The sequence below is a fragment of the Streptomyces sp. NBC_00654 genome, from assembly GCF_026341775.1.
Taxonomy (GTDB): Bacteria; Actinomycetota; Actinomycetes; order Streptomycetales; family Streptomycetaceae; genus Streptomyces.
Genome location: NZ_JAPEOB010000002.1, coordinates 284,698 through 299,577, shown reverse-complemented (window position 1 = coordinate 299,577; position 14,880 = coordinate 284,698). Strand labels below are relative to the sequence as shown.

General features: G+C 69.8%; 13 protein-coding genes. All 13 read left to right on the top strand.

Going from position 1 to position 14,880, the window contains the following annotated elements; translation table 11 throughout:
• Positions 1-191 precede the first annotated feature (191 nt).
• The 13 genes from OHA98_RS21540 (at position 192) to OHA98_RS21480 (ending at position 14,847) form a co-directional block, all read left to right on the top strand.
• Positions 192-3,248 (top strand): BTAD domain-containing putative transcriptional regulator, encoded by a 3,057-nt coding sequence (locus OHA98_RS21540; RefSeq protein WP_266928322.1) that lies wholly within the window; start codon positions 192-194, stop codon positions 3,246-3,248.
• A 303-nt stretch (positions 3,249-3,551) separates the two neighbouring features.
• On the top strand, positions 3,552-3,869 hold the full coding sequence (locus OHA98_RS21535) for a hydroxyisourate hydrolase (RefSeq protein WP_266928320.1): 318 nt from the start codon (positions 3,552-3,554) through the stop codon (positions 3,867-3,869).
• Between the two features lie 696 nt (positions 3,870-4,565).
• Positions 4,566-4,928 (top strand): hydroxyisourate hydrolase, encoded by a 363-nt coding sequence (gene uraH, locus OHA98_RS21530; RefSeq protein ID WP_266928319.1) that lies wholly within the window; start codon positions 4,566-4,568, stop codon positions 4,926-4,928.
• Positions 4,929-5,238: 310 nt separating this feature from the next.
• Positions 5,239-6,228: a helix-turn-helix domain-containing protein gene (locus tag OHA98_RS21525; RefSeq protein ID WP_266928317.1), complete on the top strand. Its 990-nt coding sequence runs from the start codon at positions 5,239-5,241 to the stop codon at positions 6,226-6,228.
• Positions 6,229-6,715: 487 nt separating this feature from the next.
• Positions 6,716-7,510 (top strand): 2-keto-4-pentenoate hydratase, encoded by a 795-nt coding sequence (locus OHA98_RS21520; RefSeq protein WP_266928316.1) that lies wholly within the window; start codon positions 6,716-6,718, stop codon positions 7,508-7,510.
• Positions 7,511-7,562: 52 nt separating this feature from the next.
• On the top strand, positions 7,563-8,456 hold the full coding sequence (locus OHA98_RS21515) for an acetaldehyde dehydrogenase (acetylating) (RefSeq protein WP_266928315.1): 894 nt from the start codon (positions 7,563-7,565) through the stop codon (positions 8,454-8,456).
• Positions 8,453-9,490 (top strand): 4-hydroxy-2-oxovalerate aldolase, encoded by a 1,038-nt coding sequence (dmpG, locus tag OHA98_RS21510; protein WP_266928314.1) that lies wholly within the window; start codon positions 8,453-8,455, stop codon positions 9,488-9,490. The genes OHA98_RS21515 and dmpG overlap by 4 nt, the downstream gene beginning before the upstream one ends.
• A gap of 59 nt (positions 9,491-9,549) precedes the next feature.
• Complete coding sequence (locus OHA98_RS21505) at positions 9,550-9,780, top strand: acyl carrier protein (RefSeq protein ID WP_266928312.1); 231 nt, start codon at positions 9,550-9,552, stop codon at positions 9,778-9,780.
• 68 nt (positions 9,781-9,848) lie between these two features.
• A complete protein-coding gene (locus tag OHA98_RS21500) occupies positions 9,849-10,976 on the top strand; it encodes a histidinol-phosphate transaminase (RefSeq protein WP_266928311.1) in 1,128 nt (375 codons plus the stop codon).
• On the top strand, positions 10,973-11,953 hold the full coding sequence (locus OHA98_RS21495; RefSeq protein WP_266928309.1) for an LnmK family bifunctional acyltransferase/decarboxylase: 981 nt from the start codon (positions 10,973-10,975) through the stop codon (positions 11,951-11,953). Before OHA98_RS21500 ends, OHA98_RS21495 begins: the two co-directional genes overlap by 4 nt.
• A gap of 70 nt (positions 11,954-12,023) precedes the next feature.
• Positions 12,024-12,584, top strand: coding sequence for an adenylyl-sulfate kinase (cysC, locus tag OHA98_RS21490; protein ID WP_266928308.1), 561 nt, complete (start codon positions 12,024-12,026; stop codon positions 12,582-12,584).
• Positions 12,581-13,516: a sulfate adenylyltransferase subunit CysD gene (gene cysD, locus OHA98_RS21485; RefSeq protein ID WP_266928306.1), complete on the top strand. Its 936-nt coding sequence runs from the start codon at positions 12,581-12,583 to the stop codon at positions 13,514-13,516. Before cysC ends, cysD begins: the two co-directional genes overlap by 4 nt.
• Positions 13,517-13,518: 2 nt before the next feature.
• On the top strand, positions 13,519-14,847 hold the full coding sequence (locus tag OHA98_RS21480) for a sulfate adenylyltransferase subunit 1 (protein ID WP_266928305.1): 1,329 nt from the start codon (positions 13,519-13,521) through the stop codon (positions 14,845-14,847).
• The last annotated feature ends 33 nt before the right edge of the window (positions 14,848-14,880 follow it).

Below are 14,880 nucleotides of genomic sequence, written 5' to 3'. Positions count from 1 at the left end.
CCGAGGTCCCGCCCATTCGGCTCAGTCGCCTTCTCGGACCCTGTGGGTGAATCCGCGCATTTCTTCCCGTCACTGAATCTCCGGCCACTTCAGTGACACCGTTCACTGGATAGACCCGATCGAGTCAGGTAGATATGATGTTGGTGCGTAGCTGACCGGCGGGAACTGTGTCGTGGATGTGAAGGACGGTCATGCGCTTTCGTCTATTAGGGCCGTTGGAAGTGGTCGGCCCTGGTGGCCCAGCGCTGATCACCGCCGAGCGTCAGCGAATTGTTCTGGCGGTTCTGCTGCTGGAGCCCAATCGGATCGTTCCGATGGACCGGCTGGTCGACGCGGTCTGGGGCGCGTCTCCACCGCCCACCGCGCGCGCCCAGATCCAGATCTGTGTCTCCATGGTCCGCGCCAGCATGGCGAAGGTCGGTCTGCCCGATGTCATCCAGACCAGGTCACCCGGCTACCTCGCCGAAGTCGGGGATGACGAGCTGGACCTCTACGCCTTCGAGCGGGCCGCTTCGGCCGGGCGTATCGCGGAGGAGGCCGGCCGCTTCGACGAGGCGGCGTCCGCCTTCGAAGCCGCGCTCGGGCTCTGGCGCGGGTCCTCGTGCTTCGGCGGTGGCATCACGAGCACGGCACTTCAGGCTCCGGCCGCGCGGCTGGACGAGCAGCGGCTCGCCGTCGTGGAGCAGTGGGTGGACGCGCGGCTGGCTCTCGGCCTGCACCAGCGGCTCGTGGCGAGGCTGATCGACCTGGTCATGCAGAACCCGCTGCGTGAACGCCTCCGCGCCCAGCTCATGGTGGCGCTGTCCCGGTCGGGCCGCAAGGCCGAGGCGCTCGAGGTCTACCGGCGTGGCCGGCGCGAGCTGATCGATGAACTCGGCATCGAGCCGGGGGAGGAGCTCCGCCGGCTGCAGGAATCGATTCTGTCCGGGCGGTTGGACGGTGCGCGGCCGATGAGTACGCCGCCCGCGGTGCCGTCGGTACCGGCGACGCCCGCGGCCCCCGAAGCGGCGCCGCCACCGGCACCGGTGGCCGCGCCCTTCGTCGGACCACCGGCGGTGCCCCGGCTGCTGCCCGGCACGATCGCCGACTTCACCGGACGCGACGACCTGCTCGCCAGACTCGAAGCGGCGCTGGAAGAAGCCACGGAGACGCCGTACGCCCTGCGGATCGTCTCGATCACCGGCAGAGGAGGCGTCGGCAAGAGCACCCTCGCGGTACATCTCGGACACTCCCTGGCGAACCGATTCCCCGACGGCCAGATGTTCGCCAAGCTGAGAGGACCGTCGGCCCAGCCGATCCTGCCGACACGCATCCTCGAACGCTTTCTGCGCAGCTTGGGAGTACGGGGCTCGGCCATGCCGTCGAGCATCGAGGAACGGGCGGAACTGTTCCGCAGCCTCGTCGCCGACCGGCGTATGCTCATCGTCCTCGACGACGCGATCGACGAGGAACAGGTGCGCTGGCTGTTACCCGGATCGTCCAACTGCCCGGTTCTGATCACGAGCCGGTCCCGGCTGGCCGGTCTGGAGGGCACGAGTTCCGTCCAGGTCGACGTGTTCTCCACCGAACAGGCGTTACAGCTGCTCAGCCGGATCCTCGGCACCGAGCGGATCCACAGCGAACTGTCCAGCGCACTGCACCTGATAAAGCTGTGCGGCAATCTCGCGCTGGCGTTGCGGATCGTGGCGGCGCGGCTGGCCGCTCGGCCGCACTGGCCCCTGAGCAAGATGGTGGCCCGGCTCCGTGACGAACGCCAGCGGCTGGATGAACTGACCCACGGCGGGGTCGGCGTCCGGGCCGGCCTGGCCATGGCCTACCAGGGCCTGCCCGCCGACGCGCAGCGCCTCTTCCGGCGTCTGTCGATGCTGGAGGCGGCGGAGTTCTCCAGCTGGGTCGCGGCGCCCTTGCTCGATGTCGCCGCGGCGGAGGCCGAGGACACCCTGGAGTTCCTCGTGGACGCCCAGCTCGTCGATGTCGAGGTGGTGAGGGGCAGCCGCCCCCGCTATCGCCTGCACGACCTGGTCCGGGTCTACTCCCAGGAGTGCCTGGCCGAGTACGAGAGCACCGCCGAGCGGTCGGTCGTGCTCGGCCGAGTGCTGAGTACGTGGCTGTTCCTGGTCGAGGAGGCGCACCGGCGGGCCTACGGCGGGGACCACACGCTGATCCACGGGAACGCGCCGCGCCTGGCACTCGACCGTGCGGTCGTCGACCGGGAACTCGGCGATCCGCTCAGGTGGTTCGAGGGCGAACGGGCCAGTCTGATCACGGCGGTCAGACAGGCCGCCGGCGCGGGTCTCGACGAGCTCTGCTGGGATCTGGCGCTGACGCTGGTCACGCTCTTCGAGATGTACGGCTACTTCGACGACTGGCGCACGACGCACGAGATCGCGCTCGCGGCCACCCAGCGCAACGACAACCGGCGTGGTCAGGCAGCGATGCTCTACTCCCTCGGCACACTGCACATGTTCCAGTACAAGCTGGACGAGGCGCGAGGCCGCCTGGGGCTCGCCGGTGAACTGTTCCGTCAGGTCGGCGACGTGCACGGCGAAGCGCTGGCCCTGCGCAATCTCGCGTTCGTCGACCGCGTCCAGGGCCGCCTCGACGAGGCGATGGCGGGCTACGAGAAGGCACTGGTCATGCTCTCCGAGGTGAACGACCCGACCGCCGAGGCGCATGTGCTGAGCAACATCGCACAGATCCACTTGGACCGTGGTCTGGTCACGGAGGGAAAACACACCATGGCCGCCGGTCTGGCCGCGGTGGAGCGCTCGGGCAACCGGCGGGTGCGCGCGCAGATTCTGTGCCGCCTGGGCGAGGCACATCTGCAGATCGACGAGGTGGCCGAGGCCGAGTGCGTGTTCGCACGGGCGCTGGAGACCGTACGTTCGGTCGGGGATCCGGTGGGTGAGTGCTACGCGCTGCGCGGTCTGGCCGTCGTCCGGTCGCGCCTGGGGAGCCACGGCGCGGCCTACGAGATGCTGGAACAGGCCATGGTGATCGCCTCCCGGGCCCATGAGTACCTGGCCATCGGACGGATCCAGCTCTCGCTCGGTGAGGTGGCCGCGGACAGGGGCAGCTATGAACGCGCCAAGGAGCACCTCACCTCGGCCCTGGACATCTTCGGGCGGATGCGGGCCACCCAGTGGCAGAATCAGACGTTGCGTCTCATGAGCGACGTCCGCGCGGCCTCCGACGGCGTGGCCTCGGACAACGCGGCCGCTGCCTACGCGCGGGCGAGCACGGGCTGATGCCGGGGCCTCGGAGCGGCCGACGGCTGACCCTTTTACCGCCGTCCCCGGGTCCGACAGCCGGACCCGGGGGCCCGGCACCGGAACCGGCCAAACTGGAAACGGAACTCCGGTGTCCCTTCCGGCCGCGTGGCACGATGCCCACCTCGGCGGGAGGCTCCGTCCGGACCGCGGATGCCGGGCGGTGGGATGGCAGGACCGAACCGTCGCGGCGGCGGGGCTGATGTTCGCAGACGGGACGCATCCGGTGTTCCGTCCCACAAAGGATGCAATCGATGAGGCCGGTGTTACGTGAAGCTCGGAGTGTGTGTCTCTGATGGAACCAATGGGCGGCCCGTCGACGGGCTGATGATCCGCATCGAACGGCCTGGCCTGGACGAGTGGCAGACCGTGTGGCACGGGCTGACCGGGAGGGACGGGAGACTGGACCGTCCGTCCCTCCCGGAGGACACCCCCGGGCCGTTCCGGCTGGTCCTGGAGAGCGACCGGTATTTCGCGACGCTCGGGAGACGGCCGTTCTACAGTCACATCGTGGTCGCGTTCGCCGAGTGGGAGACGGATCAGGAGATCCCGATCGTGATCGCCCCCTATGGATACGCGGTGTGCGCCGTCGGCCAGTAGTCGTGGCGCGCGAATGACGAACGAGGCCGGGCTACCCCACACCCCGGTCACCTTCCCCGCGATGGCGCGGTCACGTGAAGTGCGGCGGTGCGTCGCCGGCGCGGACGAACACGTGCCCACTCCGACGAGGCAGCGGCGGGCGAAGGCGATCCCTGTCCCGCGCACTTCGCCGAGCGCGGCGTCCGCCAGGCCGGTGAAACCACGCCGGCCAGCGCCAACGGCTGCCCCACGAGCGGGTTTCGCCCTCCAACACCCCACGCTTAGCGAGTACTTAGCGTTCCGGTAGGAGGACGAAAAGGGAACTCACTAGAACTGGAGGAGTCCACCCGGACCTCCGGGTCACGAGTTTCCGCATGGGAGATCGCTATGTTGGCTCTGCCGTACACCCTGGCCGAATTCGCGGGCGTCCACATTCAGGACGACACCATCTGGGGCTGAATTTCCGCCACTCGGCAGGCGGCTGCCGCCGGATCCGGCGCGGGCCGCCCGCGACGTGGCACGGGGGAAGGGCCGGACGGAGTGCCACGAAGGGCACTCCCCGGCCCCGGTGATGACTCGGCCCGGACGAGGAACACCCCGGACCGCGTTCGGCCGGCGAGCGCCTTCACGTACTTATGACGCAGGATGTGATGCGGTGTTGATGGCATGTGAGGAGCGGACGGTGAACGGCCTGTGCCGACCGGGAGGTGACGGCACATGAGCATCTCGGTTCGGGTCATCGATTCCACCAGTGGCTGCCCGGTCGAGGATCTGGTCGTCACCCTGCACGCCCGGGAGCACGGCGCGTGGCCCGCCGTGGCCCGGTCCCGGACCGACAGCGCGGGAAAGATCGCTTCGCTGTCCGACGAGGCCCTGCCGTACGGGTCCTACCGGCTGGTCTTCGAAACCGGTGAGTACTTTGCCGAGCGGGCGGTCGACAGCCTGTACGGGGAAGTCATCGTCTCGCTCCACTACCAGGGCGACCCGGGCCACCTGCACGTTCCGTTGCTGTTGAGCCCGTTCTCGTACACCACCTACCGGGGGCTCGTCCCCAGGACAGTGGCAGCCGAGAAGGTGTGAGAAGGGGCGGGCGACGCCCGCGTGCCGGAGTCCGCCGGTCCGTCCGTCACCGGCCGCGCTCCGTCGGCGGGCAACCGCGACGGCCCGGCGGAACGCCGAAGCGGGGCGGCGTGATGATGCCCCGGGCCTGAACCGGCCTCACCCTCCCTTCGTCCCCTAGCGCCGGGGCACACCCGTTCCTCGCGGGACCGGCGCGGGGCGCGCAGGGGCGAAGGCTCGCAGTGAAGGCACCTGCGGACACGGCCCAGGGGCACCGCAAGCAGAAGGGGTGGAACAGTTGTCTGACGCATCGCAGTCGACGATTCACACAGTGCCGGTCGAATCCCTGCTGCCGGCGGACTCGCCGCGTCTGGAGGGTCTGAGCGAGGGCCATGCGCTGGCACTGGCGGGGAGCGGGACCGAGTTCGAACCGATCCTCGTGCACCGGGACACGGGACGCGTGGTCGACGGCATGCACCGGCTCCGGGCCGCGACCCTGCGCGGGGAACACCACATCACGGTCCGCTATGTCGAGGGCGCGTCGGCCGATCTGTTCATCCGGTCGGTGCAGGCCAACATCGGCCATGGCCTTCCCCTGACACTCGGGGACCGCAAGGCGGCGGTCCTGCGCATCCTCGCGACCCACCCCCACTGGTCGGACCGGGCCATCGCCGCCGTCACAGGGGTGTCGCCGAAGACGGTAGGGGCAGTACGGGGGAGATGTTCGACTGAGGAACCTCCTCAGTCGAATCCACCGATCCCACGTGTGGGCAGGGACGGCAGGGCGCGCCCGACGGACATGCCGGAGCGGCGGGAGAAGGCTCGGTCCCTGCTGGCGGAACGGCCCCGCGCGACCCTGCGCGAAGTGGCCCAGGAGGCCGGTGTCTCCGTCAGCACGGCGCACCGCCTGCGGCAGGAACTGCGGTCGTGCACGGCCGTACGCGAATCGGACGAGCAGCCACCGGCCGCCGCGGACGTGCGCGAGGACTCCGCGTGCCTCCCCCCGCTCGTGGTCGCGGCGCCCCAGCGGTGTTCCGTTCCGGCTTCCCGCCCGGCCCCGGTGGAGCCCTCCTCGCGGGGGACCGTGCGCATCCGGGTACGGGCCATGGACGTTCTCTCCAACGATCCCTCGATCCGCTTCACGGACAGTGGCCGCGCTCTCCTGCGCTGGCTCAACGGCCAGGCCCACGGGCTGGCGGCGGGCGAGCAGCTGCTGGCCGCCGTCCCACCGCACTGCGCACGGGCTCTCACCGAAGTGGTGAGCCACTACGCCAGGGAGTGGGAACGGCTGGCCGCCGGGCTGCAGAGTCCGACCCGATGAGACGGCTCCCGGCGAGCGGTCCGGTGGGACCACCCCCGGTGCGCGTCGGCGCATTTCCCGGGACGGCCGGCGGACCTGGGAAACGTTCGGTGACGAAGCTCACGTTTGATGTGCGGGTCGCATCCTCTTGGCCCCATTTACGTGGGGGGCAGGGTGGTGAATATGCCCAATTACCGGACTCGTGCGCCTGGGTGAAACCTTCTGTGGTGCTCACTTCGTGGCTACGGTGAGACGCGAAACGAGGGGGCAGGCATCGAGCCCCGGGCTTCGCGGCCGTGCTCCCCTCGCCCGGATCCGTTCTGCTGATCCGAGTGATGCGGTCCGCACGTCATGGACCTCGTGTTCCCCGGGTGCCGGTGGCGGTCCGTCAGAGGCGGACCCGACGTCATCGGTGACGTCGACGCGTCGGAGCACGAGACGGTCCGCGTCGCGGACAGGTGACCGGCGGGCCCATGCGGCAGGTGCGATGTGTTCTGACAGGAGCAGAGTGAACATCTCGGTGGACGATGTCAGAGTCAAGGCCAAGGCACTGTACGAGTCACGTGCGACGGGCCGTCCCATCCCTCCCTTCACCGACGAGCATCCGGCGCTGGACATGCACGACGGATACGCCATCCAGCGCGAACTGGTCGGCATGCTCACAGCGGCGGGCGACAGCGTCGTCGGTTACAAGGCGGGACTCACATCCGCCCCGATGCAGGAGCTGTTCGGTGTCAGTACCCCGGACTACGGACCGGTGCTGGGCTCGACCGTGTACGAGAACGGAGCCACCACGCCGAACGGCTCGTTCATAGCGCCCAAGGTCGAGGCGGAGATCGTCTTCCGGCTCGGAACGTCCCTCAAGGGGCCCGGTGTCACCGTGGCCGCGGCACGGGAGGCGATCTCCGAAGTCATGGCGGGGCTCGAGATCGTCGACTCCCGGATCGAGGGCTGGAGGATCCGGCTCGCGGACACCATCGCCGACCTCGCGTCGAACGGCGCGGTGGTGCTCGGCCCTCCGGCCGCGCTGCCCGACGACTGCGATGTGCGCCTCGTCGGTATGGCCTTCTCCCGCAACGGCGAACTCGTGGCGACCGGAGCCGGTGCCGCCGCGCTGGGGGATCCGGTCGCGGTGGTCGCCTGGCTGGCGAATGTGCTCGGCGAGCACGGTGTGACGCTCGAAGCGGGTCAGCTGATCATGACGGGCGCCCTTCACGCCGCCGTCGCGATGCGTCCCGGCGACAGCTTCGTGGCCGAGTTCGACCGGCTGGGCACCGTCACCCTCCACGTCGGCGACCTGTAGACCACCGGCGCGCCCCAAGGTGAATCTCTAGCGAGGGAAGGGCAATGCAGCCATGAAGCGAAACGGGCGCCTGCCCGTGGCCGTCCTCGGCGCCGGCCTCATCGGCGTCGATCTGGCAGAGAAGATCATGCGTTCGGAGTTCCTCGACTGCGGGCTGGTCGTGGGACGCGACGAGAAGACGCCCGGCCTGCGGCAGGCGGCCGAACTCGGTCTCGCCATCGGTACGCGCGGCATCGAGTCCCTCCTGGACGCCCCGCAGCCGTTCGGCATCGTGTTCGACGCGACCAATGCCATGGCCCATGCCGAGCATGCGGAACGCCTGTGTCTGTCGGGTACGAAACTCGTGGACCTGACGCCGAGCAAGGTGGGGCGGATGGTGATTCCGAGCGTGAACGGGGCGGAGGTCCTGAGCTGCGACGACATCAACATGATCAGCTGCGGTGGCCAGGCGTCGATACCGATCCTGCACGCGGTCACCCAGGGACACAGGGTCGAGTACGTCGAAGTCGTCACGACGGCCGCCAGCCCGAGTGTCGGGCGCTCCACCCGGCTCAATCTCGACGAGTACGTCGAGACCACGCAGGACGCGGTACGTGACTTCACCGGCGTCAAGGACGTCAAGGCGATCCTCAACATCAGTCCGGCCAGGCCGCCGGCGACCTTCCGGGTCGCCATGTCGATGCTGGGGGAGGGGTTCGGCACGGCTTCGGTGAACGCGGCCGTGACGGCCGCGGCCGAGCAGGTCCGCTCCTTCGCCACGGGGTACCGGATCACCGCGTGCGTCGTGGAGGAGAACAAGGTGTTCGTCGCAGCGGAGGTCACCTCGTCCGGCGGACGCATCCCCCGGTACGCGGGCAACCTCGACATCATCAACTCCGCCGCGGTCCATGTCGCCGAACAGTGTGCGGCGGTCGGCCGGGCGAGCACGGGTACGGAGACGTCATGAGCGCAGCAGCATCTCCCGGCGGCGCCGGAAAGCCGGTGCTCATCTACGACGCGTCCCTGCGCGACGGCCATCACGCCGTCCGTCACCAGCTGGGCCGTGAACAACTGCGTGCCTACGCGCGGGCGGCGGACGCCGCCGGCGTTCCCCTGGTCGAGGTGGGGCACGGCAACGGTCTGGGAGCTTCCTCCCTCCAGGTCGGGCAGGCCCGGCTCGGCGACGACGAGATGCTGTCGATCGTGCGGGAGTCCCTGCGCGACAGCAGGATGGCCGTCTTCATGCTGCCGGGATGGGGCACGACCGCGGACCTCGAACGGGCCATCGCCCACCAGGTGGATGTGGTGCGGATCGGCACCCACTGCACCGAAGGAGACCTCGCCGAACGGCATCTGGGCTTTCTCCGGGAGCAAGGGGTCCAGGCCCAGGCCGTTCTTCTGATGAGTCACATGGCGAGTCCCGAACGGCTGGCACAGGAATGCGCCCGGCTGGTGGAGTTCGGCGCGAACGCGGTGGGCATCATGGACTCCTCCGGCCACTATCTGCCGGCCGATGTCACGGAGCGCGTCGCCGCCATGCGCGAAGCCGTCGAGGTGCCGGTGATGTTCCACGCCCACAACAATCTCGGGATGGCGGTCGCGAACTCGATCGCTGCCGCGGAAGCGGGTGCGGACATCCTGGACGCCTGCGCCCGGGGGTTCGGAGCGGGCGCGGGGAACACCCAGCTGGAGGTCCTGGTGCCCGTGCTGGAACGGACGGGCTTTTCGACGGGAATCGATCTGTACGGTCTGCTCGACGCGGCCGACATCGCCGAGCGCGAACTCATGCCGGCCCCACCCACCATCGACTCGGTGAGTGTCGTCAGCGGTCTGGCCGGAGTGTTCTCCGGGTTCAAGAACCGGGTCCTGGACATCTCGCGGCGTGAGGACGTCGATCCGCGCGACGTCTTCTTCGAACTGGGCAAGAGGCAGGCCGTGGCGGGCCAGGAGGACCTCATCGTCGAGGTGGCCCTCGCCCTGAAGGCGGCTCGTGGTGCGTGAGGGCCGCAAGCCCGCGGCTTTCGGTCGGGTGAGGACAGCGAGCGAGGGAAGAGCCAGTCGTGTACGACGTACTCAAGGACATCCTGGTCGGCGAACTGCACGTACGCGAGGAGGATGTCGTGCCCACGGCCACCCGTGAGGAGGTCGGGCTCGACTCCCTGGCGGTACTGGAACTCGCCACCGCGCTGAACGAGCGGCTCGGCATCGAGGTCCACGACTACGAACTGCTGGACGCCGGCACCCTCGCCGACGTGGCCCGTCTGATGGCGGAACGGCGGCCGGGAGGCTGAGCCCCACAGTCGATTCGGGCGCCGTCCGCACCACTGAACGCGGCGGCGTCCTCTCCATCGGGAGTCCCATGTCTCATCCACCGCTGCGCGCGGTTCTCGAAACCGTCGCCTCCTACAAGCCGTCCGAAGGTGTTCACGGACCGACGGCGCGGCCTCGCCCGCTGTCGGCGAACGAGTCGCCGCACACTCCTCTTCCCGGCATCGTCGAGGCGATCGAGGAAGCCGGTTCCACGGTGAACCGCTATCCGGACCCCGGCTGCGGAGCGCTGACAGGTGCCCTCGCCCGGTCCCACGGGATCGCGGAGGACCGAATCGTGGTCGGTGCCGGTTCCGTGGCCCTCCTGCAGACCCTGTTCCAGTCGGTCGCCGATCCCGGCGCCGAAGCCGTGTACGCCTGGCCGTCGTTCGAGGTCTACCCCACGCTCGCCGCCCTGGCCGGCGTGGAATCCGTACAGGTGCCGCTGGTCGGCGAAGCTCATGACCTGCGGGCCATGGCCGCCCGGATCTCCTCCCGGACCAGGCTCGTCATCATCTGCAACCCCAACAACCCGACGGGCACGGCCATCGGTCACGAGGAACTCCGGACGTTCATCGAGTCCGTGCCGCCGACCTGCCTGGTGGCCGTGGACGAGGCCTACTACGAGTACGTCCGCGGCCCGGCGGTGACCAGTGCCCTGGGGCTGTGCGCCGCCCATCCGAACCTGGTCGTGCTGCGCACGTTCTCGAAGGCGTACGGACTGGCCGGACTGCGGACCGGATACCTGGTGGGGGACGCCCATGTCGTCGAGAGGCTGCGCAAGGCATGTCTCCCCTACGCGGTGAACACCGTCGCGCAGCGGGCGGCCGTCGCGGCCCTCGGACTCGAGGAGCAACTGCTGCGGCGCGTCGACAGCACGGTCGCGGAACGCACTCGCGTACGTGACACCCTGGTGCGCCGCGGCTGGGAGATCCCGGACAGCCAGGCGAACTTCCTCTGGCTGGCACTGGGCCGGCACGCCGCCGGCTTCGGTGAGTGGTGTGCGGGCAGGGACATCGCGGTACGGGCGTTCCCGGGCGTGGGCGTGCGTGTGTCGGTCGGTTCCGCCGAGGACAACGACCGGTTCCTCGCAGCGGCCGACGAGTGGCGCTCCGCGAGGCGGACGGCCACGGCCGGAGCCGGTCGGACGCGTCAGGCCCGAAAGGAGGCGGAGGTATGACCACTCTTCACACCGCACGAGGTGCTCCGGCCGCGGACGACGCCGGGGTCTCCCGTCACGTGGTCGTCGCGCCGGGCATGTGCAGCGGCGGCTCAACGGTGTTCGGCCGGATCGGGGACTGGACCTGGGAGGTGGTGAGCGAGTCGTGCCGGATCAACGTACACGCGGCCCGGACCGCCGGGGGAGACCCCGCCTACCTGTCCTTCTACTACTTCCATGTGCGCGGCGGAGACGTCGTCCATCCCCACGGGCTCACCTTCGGCGACGAACTCCGGGTGGACTCCAGGGCCTTCCAGTTCGGCAGCCAGTCGGTCATCACCCTGCACCGGCTGGCCCCCGCCGGACTGGAACTGCCGGACGGACCGCTGGATCCGGCGGAGGTGTACGAACACCCGCACCCGCACTGCCTCTACGCGGAGAACTTCAACCGGTGGATCGCCCGCGGCACCGCAGGCAGCAACCGGGGTCTCGCTCAGGTGACACCCCCGGACTTCGGCTACCAGGAGCTGGCGCCGCTTCCGAACGCCTACTCCCCCCGGTCCCTCGTGGGCCGGGCCCGGGCCACCGGAAGCTTCCACCCGGCGGGCCCGCCCGGGTTCCGGGAGGCCGGGCAGCCCCGGACCTTCGAATACGCCCTGGATGTCGTGCGCGACCTCAACGGCGCCGGACTGATGTACTTCGCCTCGTACTTCTCCGTCTTCGACACGATGCTGCTGCGTCTGTGGCGATCGCTGGGACGGACGGACGAACAGTTCCTGCGGCGCAGGGTGATCGACCAGAAGATCGGCTACTTCGGCAACGCCGACCCCGGCACGGTCTTCGCGGTCACCGTGCGCAGGTGGCGGAGCACCGGCTCGTCGGACGTCGAGGTGGCCGACATGGCCCTGCGCGACACGGCGACCGGACAGCTGATAGCCGTCACCGCGATCGAGATCGGGATCGAGGCGGCGGGCATCCGCTCCTCGGACGGCGGGTGAGGTCCCGGCCGGCCGCTGCCCGCCCGCACGGGAACGCTCTCTTCGACGAACCGTACCCCGGATGGAGCACATGACCGACGAATGCACGAACGGCGGCGCGGTCGGCGCGACGGTGTGGCTGACCGGCCTGCCCAGCGCGGGCAAGACCACGATCGCGTCGACCGCGGCCGCCGAACTGCGGTCCGCCGGGCGCCGGGTGCACATCCTGGACGGCGACGAGCTGCGCGCGCACCTGACGGCCGGCCTCGGCTTCTCCCGCAAGGACCGGGAGGTGAACGTGTACCGCATCGGCTATGTCGCGGAGCTGCTCGCCTCCCACGGTGTGACGGTGCTGGTCCCGGTCATCGCCCCGTACGCGGACGCCCGCGAGGCGGTGCGCGCACGGCACGGGGCCGCCGGTACCGCGTATGTCGAGGTGCATGTGGCGACGCCGGTCGAGGTGTGCGCCACGCGCGATGTGAAGGGTCTGTACGCCAGGCAGGCGCGCGGCGAGATGGCCGGACTGACCGGGGTGGACGATCCGTACGAGCCGCCGGCCGCACCGGATCTGCGGATCCCGGCGCACGAGCAGAGCAGGGCGGAGTCGGCGCAGGCGCTCGTCGCGCTGCTGCGGGAGAGAGGGCTGGCATGACGACGGCGACGACACAGGCCGGGAGAACCGGCAACCCGTGCACGCTGAGCCACGCGGACGTGCTGGAGTCGGAGGCGGTGCACATCCTGCGCGAGGTGGCGGGTGAGTTCGAGCGGCCGGTGATTCTCTTCTCCGGCGGCAAGGACTCCATCGTCATGCTGCACCTCGCGCTGAAGGCGTTCGCGCCCGCCCCGGTGCCGTTCGCGCTGCTGCACGTGGACACCGGACACAACTTCCCGGAGGTCCTGGAGCACCGGGACCGTGTGGTGGCGGCCCATGGGCTGCGTCTCCATGTGGCCTCCGTACAGGACTACATCGACCGCGGTGCGCTCAAGGAGCGCCCCGACGGGACCCGTAATCCGCTGCAGACGCTGCCGCTGACGGAGAGGATCCGGTCGGAGCGGTTCGACGCGGTCCTCGGCGGCGGCCGTCGTGACGAGGAGAAGGCCCGGGCCAAGGAAAGGGTGTTCAGCCTCCGGGACCAGTTCTCGCAGTGGGACCCGCGCCGCCAGCGTCCCGAGCTGTGGCAGCTCTACAACGGCCGGCACGCCCCCGGTGAACACGTACGGGTCTTCCCGCTGTCCGACTGGACGGAGCTGGATGTGTGGCAGTACATCGCCCGCGAGGGCATCGAGCTGCCGGAGATCTACTTCGCCCATGAGCGCGAGGTCTTCCGGCGCTCCGGGATGTGGCTGCCCGTGGGGCCGTGGGGTGACCCGAGGGACGGCGAGAGAGTCGAGAAGCGGCGCGTCCGCTATCGCACCGTCGGTGACATGTCCTGCACCGGCGCCGTCGAGTCCGACGCGGTGACCCTGGACCAGGTCATCGTGGAGATCACCGCGTCCCGGCTGACCGAACGGGGCGCGACACGCGCCGACGACAAGCTCTCCGAGGCCTCCATGGAGGACCGCAAGCGCGAGGGGTACTTCTGAGCATGACCAGGACCACGGAACTCCCGACCACCACCCTTCTGCGGTTCGCCACAGCCGGCTCCGTCGACGACGGCAAGTCCACGCTGGTGGGCCGGCTGCTGCACGACTCCAAGTCGGTGCTGGCCGACCAGCTGGAGGCCGTGGAGCGGGCGTCGGCCGGCCGTGGCCAGGACACGCCCGACCTCGCCCTGCTCACCGACGGTCTGCGCGCCGAACGAGAACAGGGCATCACGATAGATGTCGCCTACCGCTACTTCGCCACCCCGAAGCGGCGGTTCATCCTGGCCGACACACCCGGGCATGTGCAGTACACCCGCAACATGGTCACCGGTGCCTCCACCGCCCAGCTGACCGTGATCCTGGTCGACGCCCGCAACGGTGTCGTCGAGCAGACCCGCCGTCACGCCGCCATCGCCGCGCTGCTGCGCGTCCCGCACGTCGTCCTGGCGGTCAACAAGATGGACCTGGTCGGCTACCGCGAGCCGGTGTTCGCCGCGATCGTGAAGGAGTTCACGGCGTACGCGGCCGAGCTGGGCATCCCCGAGGTCACCGCGATCCCGGTCTCGGCGTTGGCCGGGGACAACGTGGTGGAGCCGTCGGCGGTCATGGACTGGTACAGCGGCCCGACGGTGCTGGAGTACGTGGAGACGGTCCCGGTCAGCCACGACCCGGCCCACCGGCGGGCCCGGCTGCCGGTGCAGTACGTCATCCGGCCCCGGACCGCCGAACACGCCGACTACCGCGGCTACGCCGGCCGGATCGCGGCCGGTTCCCTTCGGGTCGGCGAGCCGGTCACGATCCTGCCGTCCGGTCGTACGACGAGGATCTCCGGTATCGACCTGCTCGGCAGGCGGGTCGACACCGCCTGGACCGGGCAGTCGGTGACCGTCCTGCTGGAGGACGACATCGACGTCTCGCGTGGTGACCTGATCGTGCCGACGACGGACGCCCCGGCGACCACCCAGGACATCGAGGCGACCGTCTGCCATGTGGCCGACCAGGCACTGACCGTCGGGCACCGGGTGCTGCTCAAGCACGGCACCCGCACGGTCAAGGCCATCGTCGAGAGCATCCCCTCCCGGCTCACCCTCGATGACCTGTCCCCGCACCCCTGCCCCGGCCGGCTCGTCGCCAACGACATCGGCCGCGTCAGGATCCGTACCGCGGAGCCGCTGCCCGTCGACCTCTACGCCGACTCGCGCCGCACCGGCTCGTTCATCCTGATCGACCCCGGTGACGGCACCACCCTGACCGCGGGCATGGTCGGCGGGCCCTCCGCCGTACCCGAACCGGTCGAGGGCACCGCCACCGAAGACGGCTGGGACTTCTGACGAGCGGCCCTCGCCCGCGCAGGGGCCCGCTTC

What these genes read in the sequence shown, in the direction of transcription:
- OHA98_RS21540 (WP_266928322.1), top strand. Translation starts at nt 192, where the DNA reads ATGCGCTTTCGTCTATTAGGGCCGTTGGAAGTGGTCGGCCCTGGTGGC.
- uraH (WP_266928319.1), top strand. Translation starts at nt 4,566, where the DNA reads ATGAGCATCTCGGTTCGGGTCATCGATTCCACCAGTGGCTGCCCGGTC.
- OHA98_RS21515 (WP_266928315.1), top strand. Translation starts at nt 7,563, where the DNA reads ATGAAGCGAAACGGGCGCCTGCCCGTGGCCGTCCTCGGCGCCGGCCTC.
- dmpG (WP_266928314.1), top strand. Translation starts at nt 8,453, where the DNA reads ATGAGCGCAGCAGCATCTCCCGGCGGCGCCGGAAAGCCGGTGCTCATC.
- OHA98_RS21500 (WP_266928311.1), top strand. Translation starts at nt 9,849, where the DNA reads ATGTCTCATCCACCGCTGCGCGCGGTTCTCGAAACCGTCGCCTCCTAC.
- OHA98_RS21495 (WP_266928309.1), top strand. Translation starts at nt 10,973, where the DNA reads ATGACCACTCTTCACACCGCACGAGGTGCTCCGGCCGCGGACGACGCC.
- cysC (WP_266928308.1), top strand. Translation starts at nt 12,024, where the DNA reads ATGACCGACGAATGCACGAACGGCGGCGCGGTCGGCGCGACGGTGTGG.
- cysD (WP_266928306.1), top strand. Translation starts at nt 12,581, where the DNA reads ATGACGACGGCGACGACACAGGCCGGGAGAACCGGCAACCCGTGCACG.
- OHA98_RS21480 (WP_266928305.1), top strand. Translation starts at nt 13,519, where the DNA reads ATGACCAGGACCACGGAACTCCCGACCACCACCCTTCTGCGGTTCGCC.